This window comes from Anaerocolumna jejuensis DSM 15929, assembly GCF_900142215.1.
Lineage (GTDB): Bacteria > Bacillota > Clostridia > Lachnospirales > Lachnospiraceae > Anaerocolumna > Anaerocolumna jejuensis.
Map to the genome: position 1 here is coordinate 1 of NZ_FRAC01000025.1, position 13,821 is coordinate 13,821.

General features: G+C 35.5%; 16 protein-coding genes. 7 read left to right on the forward strand and 9 right to left on the reverse strand.

Translation table 11 applies throughout. From position 1 onward, the window contains the following. Window positions 1-384, forward strand: a 384-nt coding sequence (locus BUB77_RS21215; RefSeq protein ID WP_139241273.1) for a transposase, incomplete at its 5' end; no start/stop codon positions are given. Window positions 385-639: 255 nt separating this feature from the next. Here BUB77_RS21215 and BUB77_RS21220 read toward each other — a convergent pair. Then, a complete protein-coding gene (locus BUB77_RS21220; RefSeq protein ID WP_073278959.1) occupies window positions 640-1,110 on the reverse strand; it encodes a VOC family protein in 471 nt (156 codons plus the stop codon). A gap of 247 nt (window positions 1,111-1,357) precedes the next feature. Here BUB77_RS21220 and BUB77_RS30055 point away from each other — a divergent pair, with 247 nt between their 5' ends. Further along, entirely contained in the window at window positions 1,358-1,516 is a 159-nt protein-coding gene (locus BUB77_RS30055) for a hypothetical protein (RefSeq protein WP_170866710.1), read from the forward strand. Window positions 1,517-1,593: 77 nt separating this feature from the next. Here BUB77_RS30055 and BUB77_RS21225 read toward each other — a convergent pair whose 3' ends face one another. Then, window positions 1,594-1,920, reverse strand: coding sequence for a winged helix-turn-helix transcriptional regulator (locus tag BUB77_RS21225; RefSeq protein ID WP_073278961.1), 327 nt, complete (start codon window positions 1,918-1,920; stop codon window positions 1,594-1,596). Between the two features lie 145 nt (window positions 1,921-2,065). On the opposite strand from BUB77_RS21225, the gene BUB77_RS21230 reads away from it, so the two are divergent. The 3 genes from BUB77_RS21230 to BUB77_RS21240 all read left to right on the forward strand — a co-directional run bounded on the left by BUB77_RS21230 (window position 2,066) and on the right by BUB77_RS21240 (window position 4,482). Beyond that, entirely contained in the window at window positions 2,066-2,695 is a 630-nt protein-coding gene (locus BUB77_RS21230) for an NAD(P)-dependent oxidoreductase (RefSeq protein ID WP_073278962.1), read from the forward strand. A 172-nt stretch (window positions 2,696-2,867) separates the two neighbouring features. Then, entirely contained in the window at window positions 2,868-3,680 is an 813-nt protein-coding gene (locus tag BUB77_RS21235; protein ID WP_073278963.1) for a protein-ADP-ribose hydrolase, read from the forward strand. Beyond that, window positions 3,595-4,482, forward strand: a complete 888-nt coding sequence (locus BUB77_RS21240) for an SIR2 family NAD-dependent protein deacylase (RefSeq protein ID WP_073278965.1) — start codon at window positions 3,595-3,597, stop codon at window positions 4,480-4,482. The genes BUB77_RS21235 and BUB77_RS21240 overlap by 86 nt, the downstream gene beginning before the upstream one ends. A 557-nt stretch (window positions 4,483-5,039) precedes the next feature. On the opposite strand, the gene BUB77_RS21245 is transcribed toward BUB77_RS21240, so the two are convergent. The 3 genes from BUB77_RS21245 to BUB77_RS21255 form a co-directional block, all read right to left on the reverse strand. Beyond that, window positions 5,040-6,209 (reverse strand): hypothetical protein, encoded by a 1,170-nt coding sequence (locus tag BUB77_RS21245; RefSeq protein ID WP_073278966.1) that lies wholly within the window; start codon window positions 6,207-6,209, stop codon window positions 5,040-5,042. Window positions 6,210-6,943: 734 nt separating this feature from the next. Beyond that, complete coding sequence (locus BUB77_RS21250) at window positions 6,944-7,342, reverse strand: nucleotide pyrophosphohydrolase (RefSeq protein WP_242962561.1); 399 nt, start codon at window positions 7,340-7,342, stop codon at window positions 6,944-6,946. Further along, on the reverse strand, window positions 7,308-9,098 hold the full coding sequence (locus BUB77_RS21255; RefSeq protein ID WP_073278967.1) for a DUF2075 domain-containing protein: 1,791 nt from the start codon (window positions 9,096-9,098) through the stop codon (window positions 7,308-7,310). The genes BUB77_RS21250 and BUB77_RS21255 overlap by 35 nt, the downstream gene beginning before the upstream one ends. A gap of 615 nt (window positions 9,099-9,713) precedes the next feature. On the opposite strand from BUB77_RS21255, the gene BUB77_RS21260 reads away from it, so the two are divergent. After that, window positions 9,714-10,079 carry a plasmid mobilization protein gene (locus BUB77_RS21260; RefSeq protein WP_073278969.1) on the forward strand — a complete coding sequence of 122 codons (366 nt, stop codon included), beginning with the start codon at window positions 9,714-9,716 and terminating at the stop codon, window positions 10,077-10,079. Beyond that, the gene (locus tag BUB77_RS21265) at window positions 10,072-10,323 is read left to right on the forward strand and encodes a hypothetical protein (protein ID WP_242962562.1); all 252 of its coding nucleotides are present in this window, start codon (window positions 10,072-10,074) and stop codon (window positions 10,321-10,323) included. The genes BUB77_RS21260 and BUB77_RS21265 overlap by 8 nt, the downstream gene beginning before the upstream one ends. 136 nt (window positions 10,324-10,459) lie before the next feature. Here the strand turns inward: BUB77_RS21265 and BUB77_RS21270 are convergent, their stop codons facing one another. From BUB77_RS21270 to BUB77_RS21285, 4 genes are all read right to left on the reverse strand, one after another. Further along, window positions 10,460-10,747, reverse strand: a complete 288-nt coding sequence (locus tag BUB77_RS21270; RefSeq protein ID WP_073278970.1) for a nucleotidyltransferase domain-containing protein — start codon at window positions 10,745-10,747, stop codon at window positions 10,460-10,462. Then, on the reverse strand, window positions 10,716-11,126 hold the full coding sequence (locus BUB77_RS21275; protein WP_073278972.1) for a hypothetical protein: 411 nt from the start codon (window positions 11,124-11,126) through the stop codon (window positions 10,716-10,718). The genes BUB77_RS21270 and BUB77_RS21275 overlap by 32 nt, the downstream gene beginning before the upstream one ends. Continuing rightward, entirely contained in the window at window positions 11,119-11,988 is an 870-nt protein-coding gene (locus BUB77_RS21280) for an SEFIR domain-containing protein (RefSeq protein ID WP_242962563.1), read from the reverse strand. The genes BUB77_RS21275 and BUB77_RS21280 overlap by 8 nt, the downstream gene beginning before the upstream one ends. A 228-nt stretch (window positions 11,989-12,216) precedes the next feature. After that, entirely contained in the window at window positions 12,217-13,767 is a 1,551-nt protein-coding gene (locus tag BUB77_RS21285; RefSeq protein WP_073278975.1) for an RNA-binding domain-containing protein, read from the reverse strand. Between the last annotated feature and the right edge of the window lie 54 nt (window positions 13,768-13,821).

Sequence of the window (13,821 nt, forward strand, 5' to 3'; positions counted from 1 at the left end):
GCAGATTTGAAGAGGGTTTATGCAGCCCCTACAGAAGAAGCTGCTCTGTCTGCGTTGGAAGACTTCGGAAATAAATGGGATGGTAAATATCCTAAAATTTCGAAGTCCTGGAATGACAACTGGATAACTCTGTCCACTTACTTTAAGTATCCGGAGCCGGTCCGTCGCCTGATCTACACAACCAATGCAATCGAAGGGTTCAATCGCCAGCTGAGAAAAGTCACCAAAAGCAAGACGATATTCCCCTCCGATGACAGCCTGCTAAAGATGCTGTATCTGGCCACAATGGACATCACCAAAAAGTGGACAGGCCACCGCCAGGACTGGGGAATTATTCATTCACAATTAGAGATATACTTTGAAGAACGCCTGTCTGGCTACTAATAAAACTGGTTTAAATGAGCCGGTCTTATTGACATGCAAAGAAACAGCGCTATAATACAAACAAGGACAGAACCTTGAAATAACCGTTCTGTCCTTGCATAACTATCAACATATTTTATATCAGTTTTTACAGTTTACACAAAACCTGAAACTCTCTCTGGGCTTTCGCTTTTTTATACACATCTGATTACCAAAGATAATTACCGAATTACTATGCACTTTCACTTTTTCATCCGCAGCAGGTAAATGTCATCCTCATTCGTCTAATCCTGCCATGATCTTTACCTGCGATAACGGCAGCTTCGTTTTATCTGCTACCTCTTTTACAGCCATTCCTGTCTTCAAAAATCTGCGAGCCACATATTCCATTGACTCTCCAACCTCAATAACATGCTTATCCGGGTCATAGATACGCAGTACTCTCTGCCCCCAGTCATGCTCCATACACTTATTCAGATATTCTATAACTATATTACTTTTCTCCAGCTTTTCCAGGAAACCATCCATATCATTCTCTTCAAAATAAAGCTCTGCATCATTTCCCCCTGCCTCTACATTTCTTTCAATGCATTTTTCCCACAGCTTCTTTTCCTGTAATACAAGTCCTTCCGTTAAAATAATATTTTCACCAAAGTCCCTGATTACCTCCAAGCCAAATAGATTCCTGTAAAAATACTTAGATTTTTCTATATCAGTAACGACAAATAGTATGTTCTTAAGCTTCATTGGATTCCTTTACTATAAATTTTTTTAAGTTAATCTCGATATAATGTAAAATTTTTCACTTACATTTGAGTTGTATTATTACATTTAATAAACCTATAGGCTTACAAATATAATTCCATTATATTACTTCAAATTACCATTTTCAATAAATTATCTATTTGTATAAATCATTTATTATCGATTTATAAAACACCTATCTTTAAAACATTTATCACGTTAACTAATAAATTGAAGAATCAGGGAAACCGTGTTAACCACGGCACCCGAAAAGTGCCGTCTGAAAGCGTTGCCTACACCTCATGCCAGCATTACTGTTATGGCCGATACTTTGCAAGGAGCAGGATATGCGGAAGCTGATCGTACCTTGCTAAAGCTAAAGGAGCTGACCGGGAAGGACTCTGCATAGCTTTCCTTTGAACCTGCAAAAGATATTTAACAAAAAGCCGGAGCATAGATAGTTTTTAACTACCATGTTCCAGCTTTTCATTCTCCGACCACTTTTTTCTTATATTCTGTTCCCCATTCTGTCATAGCATCTAAAACAGGCCTTAGACTATAACCGGTTTCCGTTAAAGTATATTCAACCTTTGGTGGAACTTCCGCATATACTTTACGAGTTAAAAGTCCACTTTCTTCCATTGAACGTAAATTTGCCGTCAATACCTTCTGCGATACGCTGCCAATAGATTTTTTCAACTCTCCAAAGCGTTTCACTCCGTCTAATAAGTCACGTATAATCAATACTTTCCAGCGGTCACTAATTAGCATTAAGGTTGTTTCCACCGGGCAGGCTGGCAATTCTTTTTCCATAGCGGCCCCTCCTTTATTCTATTAGTTACCAAAAGGTAACTACAGCACAATAATGTACCTACTTTACGTTTTCTCTTTACGGATATATTATAATGTTACGATCAAATAAAAACAAGATGCAAATTTAGAAATGGAGGTAATCACTATGAAAATCGCAGTGGTTTGTGCAAACGGAAAAGCAGGGAAACTTATTGTAAAAGAGGCAGCAGAAAGAGGGCTGGACGTTACGGCTATTGTCCGCGGAGAGAACCAGTCCGAAGCAAGGCAGGTTCTTCAAAAAGACCTTTTTGATCTGATTGCTTCTGATTTGGCGGATTTTGATGTTGTAATTGACGCTTTTGGTGCATGGGCACCTGAAGCACTTTCGCAGCACAGTACAACCTTAAAGCATTTGTGCGACATTTTAAGTGGTAAGGAAACACGTCTTTTGGTTGTCGGCGGCGCCGGTAGCCTGTATATCAATGCTGATCATACCTCACAGGTCATGGATGGCGCAGACTTCCCGGACATTTTCAAGCCCCTTGCTACTAATATGGGAAAAGCTCTGGAAGAACTCCGTACCAGAAATGACGTAAAGTGGACCTATATCAGTCCTGCCGGAGATTTTCAAGCTGACGGTGCAAGAACAGGAAAGTACATTTTAGGCGGTGAGGAATTGCTCTTAAATTCCAAAGGTGAAAGCGTGATCAGCTATGCCGATTATGCAATTGCAATGGTTGATGAAGCCATAAATGGCAATCACCTTCAGCAGAGAATCTCTGTTGTAGCCGAATAAAACAGACACAGCTTACTAGCCCTCTGCCAAATACCCGCAGAGGGCTTACTTGTGCAGGAACTATGAAAGCAAGCTTCTATCATTCCTCCAAAAAGCAATAGCAATATTGCTTATTGCTTACATTTCAGAAAATATATAGAATATACCTATAAGCAATTCAAAGGAGGTAATTATGACCCAACAAGAGCGATTAGCTTTCTTAATAAAACATCTTATTGCAGAGAATACGGAATATCCTCAATTAGAAATACCAGACTCCATACCCAGGCAAAAACAAATGCTACGTTCTCTGATGAATATCCGTCTGCCAAAACCAATTTCCAAAGAGTTTTTGAAAGTACAGGACGCTTATCTGAAAGAGGAGTTGAAAGACAAAGGTATTGTCCCTTTGTCAGAATTGACCGCAATCAGCAGCGGGCTATATTTATGGCAAGGCGACATTACTACTTTGCAGATAGACGCAATCGTAAATGCCGCCAACAGTGCTATGTTAGGGTGTTTTGTTCCCTGTCATGGCTGTATTGACAATGCAATCCATTCCGCAGCAGGAATACAGCTTCGTTCAGAGTGTTACGAGCTTATGGAGAAACAAGGGGAAGAAGAAAAAACAGGCACCGCTAAGATTACAAAGGCATATAATCTCCCTTGCCGTTATGTACTGCACACAGTCGGTCCGATTATACAGGAGGCTTTAAGAAAAGAAGAAGACTGCATTCAATTGGCCTCCTGCTACCGTTCCTGCTTAGAGCTTGCAGCGGCATATCATCTAAAAAGTATTGCTTTTTGCTGTATATCTACCGGAGAATTTCATTTTCCAAATGAAACAGCTGCAGAAATAGCCATCAATACAGTTGAAAAATACCGAAAAGAGAGCCAATCAAAAATGGAGGTGGTATTTAATGTTTTCAAAGATACCGACAGAGAAATCTACCAAAGACTTCTCAAAACAAATAGAACAGTTAGCAGCGTATATTTCGAAAATTGACACTGTTATTATCGGTGCCGGGGCAGGGATGTCTGCATCTGCCGGCTTTCTCTATTCCGGCAAAAGATTTGAGGAGCATTTTTCAGACTTTATTATGAAATACCATTTCCGGGATATGTATTCTGCCGGATTTTACCCCTATGAGACTCCTGAAGAATATTGGGCTTATTGGAGCCGTTATATTTACATCAACCGCTATGACCAACCAATCGGAAAATCCTATGCTGATTTGCTGGATATTGTAAAGGAAAAAGATTACTTTGTTTTAACAACAAATGTAGACCACTGTTTTCAAATTGCTGGTTTTAATAAGCAACGCCTATTCTATACGCAAGGAGATTATGGTTTGTGGCAATGCTCAAAACCCTGTCATAAAAAAACATACGATAATGAACAGATTGTCCGACGAATGGCAGCAGAACAAAAAAATATGCGTATTCCGTCAGAGCTTATACCACATTGTCCTGTTTGCGGTGCTCCAATGAGTATGAATTTAAGAGCCGATGAAACTTTTGTGGAAGATAGTGAGTGGAATAATGCCGCAAGCAGGTATCAAGACTTTTTATACAGAAATAAAGGCATGCCTGTACTTCTCCTTGAATTAGGGGTTGGTGCAAATACCCCCGGAATTATTAAATATCCTTTCTGGGAAATGACATATCAAAATAAAAATGCTATTTACTCCTGTATTAACATAACGGAAGCATTCGTACCCAGTGAAATACAAAAGAAGTCCATTTGTATAGAGGCAGATATAGGAAATGTCTTAGAGCAACTGCGAGGTGGTAATATGGGGAAATGAGAATATTATATTTTAAGGCAGTGGGGAACAGACAATTGAAAATATTATATCTACCCTAGCGAATGCGGGGTGGGGACGAAAGCCTGGCCTCGAAATATTCTATCTTTCCTAGCTGGCAACACCAAATCTGAAGCCATACCTCCTATTTTCTACCCTATTATCCTTACTGGAAAAGGAGATAAGAGCGCACCAACATCGGGTACTTTGAGGCAGAGCTGATGTTTACCTTACTCTTTCATTTATAGAAGTAAGTATATGCGATTGTAAAACAGTATCAAATAACACGAAAGAGCCCACAAATTCGCTGTTTCAAGCGTCTTTGCGGGTTCAAATTTTTTATTCAAAATACGAGCATACTGTACAAACTATTTGAAACTATTACTAAAAATTGAGCGAAAGAAAAAAATCATACAATGTTACGCAGCACATCCCCCTATCCGAAACGAAATCAGGGGATTTATACTTTTTCCACTCTGCCTATGATACAGGAATCTGCATCACATACATCAGGATAAATCAATAGAACAGTCTTACTTTTACCAACATCTCTAAAGTCATTAGTCTGTATTCTGAATAAAATTAGTATCTGTTAAATCATTTGAAGATTCTTCATTTTCTGCATTATTAATACTATTCACAAAATCTGTAGGTTTTGAAATCTCAATGCTCATTGCAGTATTCATGCCACCGACCTGTACAGTTATTAACAATACTCTTGAACCATCAGGCTTCACTATGATTTCAGATTCAGTTTTAGAATTGTCCGGTGCATATTCTTTAAAATTTTCTCTTGCATCTCCAATTTCTGCTTCTTCGTAATTTATAGATTTCTCGCTTAAATACGTTTTCCAAAACTCCTTATTTTCCCATTTAGAACTGTCTTTTTGGCTATCCCAATGCTGTCTAATGCTGTCATAATCCTCTTCATCAAATATTAAACGCCAGCCAACCACTCCATTGGCATTATAAAAGGTTAGCGAATTGGGCCCTAGCATCATAATTCCGTTTTCTGTACGTTTTGCAACCCCGGTGATTTCAAAAGCGGCATACATAATTGCTTCGTCTATAGAACTTGCTAGATTGGGATACTTCTCCATAAATTCATCTGCTAATGAAATCAGTTTCTCCCTCCCTGCATCATTAAGCAGTAAAAGTCCTCCCCGGCTTTCATACCCATTTGCTGTAATGTAATTTATTCCCGTCTTTCGATCCGTATGTACTTGAAACCCGCTTAGCTCTGTCTGCTTTAATGAATCCGTGTTTAATGCTTTCTTTAATGCTCCTTCTAATTCATCGCTCACTTGTACCAAGCAATAAAAGCCACCCCCCAAATCATTTATCAGCAATTTTGTCCCTGTGGCTGCATCTGTTTGAATAACCAAGTCATCTGCGGAGTGCATACCGACAGCAGTACCTGCTTTTTTATCACGTACTGTAATATAGCCCGTATTTTCATCCTGCGTAATCTTATAATTTTCTGTTTCTATGTCTTTAATTGACATATTTCTTCTATCATTATTATAATTTAAATACATTGGCTTTATTTTGGCTTTTTTGAATGTATCAGTGATACCACTATTTGATATGTCTGAGCTTAATCTCTTATTTAAGGCCTCTGCAAATACATTATTCGTTCCAGTCCTTTGATTCTTTTCAATGATATTATTATAATAATTTCTTGAATCTATTCTCACTTCCATAACCCCTTTCTGCAATCCTTCTGTCATTTGGGATTGCACCACTTTCCTAAAAGGTCCAAGTGGCAAACTTTCTTAATAGTGAATGTAATAGCTTGTTTTATTTTCACCTCCTTGCTCAAAAAATCTATTGGCTCTTTCATTTATAAAAATAGCGTTATAATTTCTATCATTCAATTTCAGAAATTATAACGCTATCCTTAGCTATATTTTTATTTTTTAAGTAAATCCGTTTACTCATGTGTTATGCCTTATAACTATAATTTTCGTCATATAAACTTGAAAAGTTTAGCCTTTCTGGATTATTTTAACTGTTTGTATTTTAAGGTCATTATTTCTTTGTTTGATTTCCCAGACTTATTCGTTGAACCCCTTTCATTTAAAATCACCTGTATGACAAATTTACAATTCCTGCTCTTCTCCTTTTCCCGCCTCGGTTGATTAAGACATCCAAATTCTTCTCTTTATCTTCCTGTTCATATTTTAAACTTTTCTTTAATACTTTTCGGCTTACGATGTATGGTGGTATAAATATCCTGAATTAGACACAATACCAAATTAGGAAATAGTTCCATCACAGGTACTTTGTGATATGCTCATAGAGAAATATTAGAGAGGAAAATAAATGCCAAAAACCTTACTAACGTTCAGATGTCATTGCTGAAAATCGGTAAGGTTTTACTATGTCTTATTGAAAACTCGCTCAGAAACTACACTCTAGCCAACGGAAATAATTCGTGTAGTTATTTAATATATGTTTTTTGCTAAATCTCGTTATATTTAAGATTTTTCCCCTTTACCTTTTCTACTGGATACTTTTTTGAATTTTTCTCTATCTTATCATCAATCGCTTTTGCCAAATCAATATGATTCATCTGAGCAAAACGTAAAATGAAAAATAATGTATCTGCGATTTCTTCTTCGACATGTTCACGTTTCTGATTATCCAAAAAAATCTGCATCATTTGCTCTTCAGACTTAAAGCGGAAAATATCCAATAACTCATTCGCTTCGGTAGAAATACCAATAGCCAAATCCTTAGGATTATGGAATTGGTCCCAGTCTCTTTCTTCACAAAAACACTGTACTCTATGCTTCAATTCATCAACTGTTCTCTTTTCGTCCATTTTAGCTATTCCTTTCTCTGTTGTGATGAGAACCATTATTAGCCACCTCAAGTAATGCATTTCTTAAGTCATCATCACATGCATAAATATATAATCCTTTGACTCCACGTGTCATAAGTACACGAACTTCATGTTGTATTAAAGTCTCTCCAAATTTTTTCTTTGTGCCATCGGATAATGTTCTGTTCCTTATGGCTTTATTGTTAAAGCTTTCTGATGGATCAAAAATAATTTTCCCATTGCTGTACTTTACAGATGGGCCTAAAATAACTCCTACATAATTTAAATCAAATCCTTGTATTGTAAATGTCGATCCAACTTCATTGATTGTATGCGGTTGTTCAGCCCATGAAAGAGATTTTATATTACGTTTCTGTTCCCGATTCAGTTCTTTTTCCAGCTCATAATTCCATGGTTTATGCCATTTCCCGATAAGAACTTCCCAATATTTCTTTAATCTATCTTTCGGCTCATTTTTCGTATTATACTCCCAATCATAAGTCGCCACCACTCTCGACAGTGCCGTCTTTTCATTATTCGCTTTGCTTTCTATCTCAAAATCTAAGTCTTCTGGATTTTCAAATACCTTAATCTCATATCCCTTATTATCATGTGGTATTTGATATAGTTTTTGGTTTTTTGTAAATTCATCTATCCAATCTATCGTTTCTTTATCAGCCGTCATTCTTAGCTGACTTTTTAACTCAATATAATTTTCTTCATTCTTGGCCCTTCTTCTGAATTTTTCCAGAATTTCTGCTTCCCAAAATTGCTCTGTCGTTAAAATCTGATTTTCATCAAACATTACTACTGTAACCTTGGCTCTATCAATAATATCCTGTAACTGATTATCTCCTTTGTATGACTGTTTTCCTTGGGTCCATAGTAAATGAGCTTCATCTATTAATGCTACATCTATAGGATTTTCAACATTATGTGTGTTAATAAAACGTGTCGGCTTGCATACAACTTCACCATATTTATCCGTTAATCCAAGCTTTTGCGCAATTTGCTCATATACCGTGATTTGTTCATCATGATTTACTATAAGGCAGCATCGGAGGGATGTATTTTCTTGTTCTTCTGCTTTTTCAAACAATTCATAAAAGGTGCTGCTATTTAATACAGTTTTACCTGTCCCAGCTTCACCCTCAATAAATATAAGCTGCTTTTCTGCTTTACCATTTAAAGACTCAAAAACCTTCTGAATAATTATCTCTTTTGCGCTTTTCTGATCAGGGGTTAATTTATGTAAGGGGGAGGCTTTAAATACAGCCGAATCTTTTATAGAACTCTCTGTCGGAAACAGTAACGGATCTCTTCTTCTAAGTTTTCTCCACACCTGCATGAAAATAGTATCCAGTTCATTTTCTGTATAATATTTATTTTGTGGATTACACTTTTGATTATGAATCTTTTTAACACGCTCTACGCTCATCATATACAACATCAATCGATTTTCAATATCAAGTGTAAGAGATTTATTAAAATGTTCATGTCCAATAATATATAAACTTGCATTGCTTTCTAATAAACAATTCTGCCAATTTTCTTTATTCTTTGCATCTGCATAATGTTGCTTTGACCTCTGAACAACATTATTTGATTCTCCTATATATACCTCATAGTCTTCCGAATTCTTCCAATTATGAATATATACAATAGGATAATTCAGAATAACATCCTGAACTTTTTTATTTTTTGTTGTCCTAATCCGAGTTTCAAATTGCTTTAATGATGCATCATTATCTTCAATTTTACAAATAATTGGTTCTAATTTCAAATTCTCCATTAGTTAATCACTCCATTTATCTTGGCCTTAGTGAAGTAACATACTTCCTCTTTTTAGTTATCGCTATATTCCCTTATTGAATATCCGCTCCTGATAGAATAATATCAATCATTATTTAAAAAACGTAACAGAAATCGTATCTGCTATAACTCTACTTTTTAATGTAGATATTCATTAATTGCAGATCACTAATCCATTATGTCAAAAAATGAATCCTCTAAAGCTCACTGGACTTCAATTAGAGATGTAAGTAGAAAAATTAAAATCAAAATAGAATCATGCCATAAAAATAACGCTACATACCTTGGTTTTACTAGGTTGTAGCGTTTTTTCATGTTACTCAAACTCTTTCCGGGCATTTTACCACAGCACGTCAAATGCTGATAAATGGCGGTTTCTGGTATATCTATTCCATGAAATGTTACGCTTTCTGCATTGTTTTTCGTTCTTTTAGTAGCAGAATAGTAGCAGACTTTAAACTCTTAAAGGTTGATATAATCTACTTTTTATTATTCACTAGGCAGTTGTTCCTAGTGGCTTACGAGTCACAGGAAGCATTGCTATTACAAAGAGAATTATCGCGACACGGTCGCGACTTTTTGAAAGGAGTTTGCTATGAGCAATCAACATAAAAATCCAACCATAAGTTTCCGAGTATCTGAATATGAACGTAAAGCTATTGAAGCACGCATTCTTGCCAGCGGTATGTTGAAGAAAGATTACTTTGTTCGTTCCTGTATTTATAATCGAATCTGTGTTGTTGGCAAGAAAGAAACTATATATCCCTTGGTTGAAGTCCTAAGAAAATTATATCTTCAACTTTATACCATGCATGCTGCTTTTACTAGCGATACTGCAACTACGTTTCCAACATCCGAGGAAATCTCGACACTTCAAACCGAATATGAGATTGCGCTAAAAGCTATTATTGATATGCTTGATGGTGCCAAGTATCTTTGGAAAGGAGAAAGTCATGAATGACTTTATCTTTCAATTTGCTATGTACAATCCAGTAACTGATACTGTGGAAGTTAATACCGGTACTGGTACTGCTCTCTTTATCCGTTGCAAAGATTTTAATTCCACTGTCATGTTTGATGATCCAAATGATGTTGTTTATTTGTATCATCTGGCTGAGGAACAGCCACTGACATATGCTAAATTTGCATTATCTGATGATGGATTGCAGGATTATGTGGATGCTATGAACTGGTTTAATTATTAATCGCATTTCAGTCTCACCAGTCTCATTTTTATTCTGAGACTGATGAGATTTTTTGCATTTCTTTCCTAAACCATATTGATCATGTGAATATACCTTTTTTTCAATTTTATAGCTTTTCCATTTAATCCATTAGTGATTACACTATGCTTTTGTTATTAAAATCAAAAATGATTTGTTGTTTTTCTTTATGTAGCTGTTCCATTTCTGCATATTCATTCTGCGACAATGTTATATAATGTACAGGAAGACCAAATTCATCATTTAGTGTCTTGGTTATTATACTCTTCAATTTTTTTAAAGCTACATAATTAGCTGTTTTGTATACTATTATCAAATCAATATCATTTGCTGATTTTTCAAATTGAAAAGATCCCATCAATATAACTGATGCCTTAACATTGTCTTCTAAAACCGAATCTGTCATTATCCTCTCTATCAATTGGCCTAGTATATGTACTTGGTCTTTCATAATTTAAAGCCCCAAAAAATTCCTCCATCTTGAATACTCCGACACGATTCCTTTTCCCCTGATTATATGCTTCAGGAGTAACTCCATTCCAATTTGAAATCGTAATCAAACAATCAATATCACCATAGTCCTCTAAAACATCATAGTAATCAGACAAACTCAATGCGTAGTAATTAGAAACAAAGACACGTATCATAGATAAATCCCTTCTATGAATTTCATAATAACTGGTACTTAATTTTTTTATATTTCTCACCTTATTATGATTCCGCATTGCTTTTTCAAAGAAATCAATACTTTCAGGTCTTGGAAATTTAGTATACGAATCATGCATCGTGTTCCTCCTCATTAATCATATTTTCAAACTCTACTGGAAATACCGGCACCGATTCACGCCCAATTTCTCCTCTTTGACACACTTCAAAAGCTTCGGCATGAACTTTATATTTTTTAAAAATTCTTATTTCCTCTATCGATAATACGGACATACTTTTTTCGAATTCTTGTATTATCTTTCTATTATTCGGTATTACACTATCTGTTTTTGCGTCATTCCATGTTTTTACCGTAGATGAAAGAGGATTATTTATTGCAATCAATGAATCGGGTCCATATTGATCCAATATTTGTTTGTTTTCTGCTAACAAAATCTGTGCAGACCTAAAAAGCTCGTGCTTATTCTTTCCTTGCTTAAATTGAACCAACTTCTGTATTGGCTTTCTTTTATCTTTCGCCACCTCTGAAAATAAATATATTTCATTATCCGATAATTTAGCCAACAATATATTCCATTGTTCCTCTTGGTTTGTCATTTCTATTATTTCTCTATTTCCAAGAGCTGATGGTTTAATATCATTAATATCAATTTCTTTCAAAGAATCAAATGTTATAAAAATATACTTCTTAGTCTTTTTTTCAATTTCATCCAAAATAATCCTATACTCTTTCCCTACTCCTCCTTCAAATGCATCTGCTCGCTGCTTATATTTTATAGAAAGTACAACAATTACTTTGTTTGAGTCCGCTATTAATTTAGACATCATTTCATTAAAATCAACTGCTGTCTCTTCTTGTTTAAACATCTGATCCATAATTGCATTATAGCCATATTCTTTTCTTAATAGGTCTACAAAACCCATTACTTGTTCATTGTATTCGATGCCATCTTGTGCATAGCTTACGGCTACCGCATCCATTAAATTCAACAGTTTTCCTCCTATTCTTTGACTATTCCAGCTACAAGTTGTTGCAAGTTAAATTTTGATAGTTTCAAAAGTATTTCGTCTATTTTTCGTTAAAATGTAGTTTTTATAAGACTGATACAATATTTATTGCAAGTTTATGCAAGTTAAACCCATTCCCTTTAAAGAATATCATTTCATATGCTTTCAATGCTTTGCAGAGATCTTCGCTCAAAACTTCGCTCATTTTTTTAATTCTTGTTTTTCATAAATAATGTTGTTTGTACTTCCAGATTGGATAAGTAACCCTACATCTACAAGTTCCTTAAGATATCTTCTAACTGTTGCCTCTGATTTATTAACCAGCTTTTTAGCTGTCTGTGGTGTAATCCCATCATTTTCATCTAAATACAAAATAATTTCTGATAATCTCTTTATTGCCTTTGTATCTAAAACTTCGCTCAAAACTCCAATCAAACTTCGCTCATCTTTTTGAGCGAAGTTTTCATTATTTGTAATTATATTTGATAAAAAATCTGGATGTATCGGAATCTCTACACGAGTTGCTCTTCTGTCTTCATCCGTTTCGAAAATTGCTCGTTGAGAACCATTTTCTTCTAATTTTTCCTGAATCGTTGGTACTCCTGTTGAACGACCTTCTGATAAATGTAATTCTTTTAGAAATTCGCCCAATCTTCGATTTCGATACATTCTGGTACGGAAGCGAGCTCCTCTTTTTATATCCTCCATAGAAACAGATCGATCAATACCTGGAAAACTAATTATATTTATACACTCCGGCTCAATTTCTATATGCACAGGTTCATATGACATATAATCTCTGTGATAAAATGTATTTACTACAGCTTCCTCAAGTGCTGCATACGGATAACTAAATCTGCGTACAGACTCCATCTGTCCAGGTAATTTTGTTACCTTATCCACTATTACCATATCCTGAAGCTTTTCCATCGTTCTCTTTATAATCGTAGGCACAGATCCCTTAATTGGTGGACTCTCAATAAAATTATCAGGATTTTTAATGCTGCCATCTGGAAATTTCACAATCTCTACTTGCATATATGGAAAAAACTTATCTGGATTCTCGCAAAACATCATGAGTGCTACATTCCTAATTCTGATTCGTTCTGATGGTCCATCAAGCAGCCCCATCTCTTCCAGAACTTCCTGTACTCCACTGGTTCGGATTTCTTTTGCAAGTTTGCTTCCAGTTGCCTTCAAATGTTCTTCTAATAAAATAAGTGATATATCGTCAAAGGTAGCATCTGGATTTGGCTGCATATCAAATGGAACCTTACTTGCCATTGAAATTAATTCTCTTTCCTGCTCAGGCGTAGCAACCATGGAACTCGTATTATATCGGATAAAATATTTTAATGTTTTTTCTGCCTTCGATGTTACATGTTCAGGTGCCTTATATGGTCGCTGCAATCCTGTAGGTACCCATAAGACCATGACATATTTTCCATCCACCTGATCAATTATAGTTTTCGGAAAATATGCTGGACTTAATTTTCGATTATAACCAAGCATCTCTTTTTGAATCAAATCTAAATCTTTTTCCATTAATCCTGAAACTGGTCTTTTCGCAACACCATTTTTTTCTTCTGCGCCAATAACAATATATCCTCCGCCCTGATTATCATAATCATTAGCAAATGCACATACACTCGTATAAATATCATCAGGATTCCAATTTCGCTTAAATTCAATACGATCGGACTCAACACGTCTTGCATTTAGCAAATCTTCTATACTAAATTCCAATTCCAAAATTTCACCTTCTTCCTACATTAAATAAATAATTATCAAAATCACTCTCAATAA

What these genes read in the sequence shown, in the direction of transcription:
- BUB77_RS21265 (WP_242962562.1), top strand. Translation starts at nt 10,072, where the DNA reads ATGAATGACTTTATCTTTCAATTTGCTATGTACAATCCAGTAACTGAT.
- BUB77_RS21270 (WP_073278970.1), bottom strand. Translation starts at nt 10,747, where the DNA reads ATGACAGATTCGGTTTTAGAAGACAATGTTAAGGCATCAGTTATATTG.
- BUB77_RS21255 (WP_073278967.1), bottom strand. Translation starts at nt 9,098, where the DNA reads ATGGAGAATTTGAAATTAGAACCAATTATTTGTAAAATTGAAGATAAT.
- BUB77_RS21245 (WP_073278966.1), bottom strand. Translation starts at nt 6,209, where the DNA reads ATGACAGAAGGATTGCAGAAAGGGGTTATGGAAGTGAGAATAGATTCA.
- BUB77_RS21280 (WP_242962563.1), bottom strand. Translation starts at nt 11,988, where the DNA reads ATGGATGCGGTAGCCGTAAGCTATGCACAAGATGGCATCGAATACAAT.
- BUB77_RS21225 (WP_073278961.1), bottom strand. Translation starts at nt 1,920, where the DNA reads ATGGAAAAAGAATTGCCAGCCTGCCCGGTGGAAACAACCTTAATGCTA.
- BUB77_RS21230 (WP_073278962.1), top strand. Translation starts at nt 2,066, where the DNA reads ATGAAAATCGCAGTGGTTTGTGCAAACGGAAAAGCAGGGAAACTTATT.
- BUB77_RS21220 (WP_073278959.1), bottom strand. Translation starts at nt 1,110, where the DNA reads ATGAAGCTTAAGAACATACTATTTGTCGTTACTGATATAGAAAAATCT.
- BUB77_RS21275 (WP_073278972.1), bottom strand. Translation starts at nt 11,126, where the DNA reads ATGCATGATTCGTATACTAAATTTCCAAGACCTGAAAGTATTGATTTC.
- BUB77_RS21235 (WP_073278963.1), top strand. Translation starts at nt 2,868, where the DNA reads ATGACCCAACAAGAGCGATTAGCTTTCTTAATAAAACATCTTATTGCA.
- BUB77_RS21250 (WP_242962561.1), bottom strand. Translation starts at nt 7,342, where the DNA reads ATGGTTCTCATCACAACAGAGAAAGGAATAGCTAAAATGGACGAAAAG.
- BUB77_RS21240 (WP_073278965.1), top strand. Translation starts at nt 3,595, where the DNA reads ATGTTTTCAAAGATACCGACAGAGAAATCTACCAAAGACTTCTCAAAA.
- BUB77_RS21260 (WP_073278969.1), top strand. Translation starts at nt 9,714, where the DNA reads ATGAGCAATCAACATAAAAATCCAACCATAAGTTTCCGAGTATCTGAA.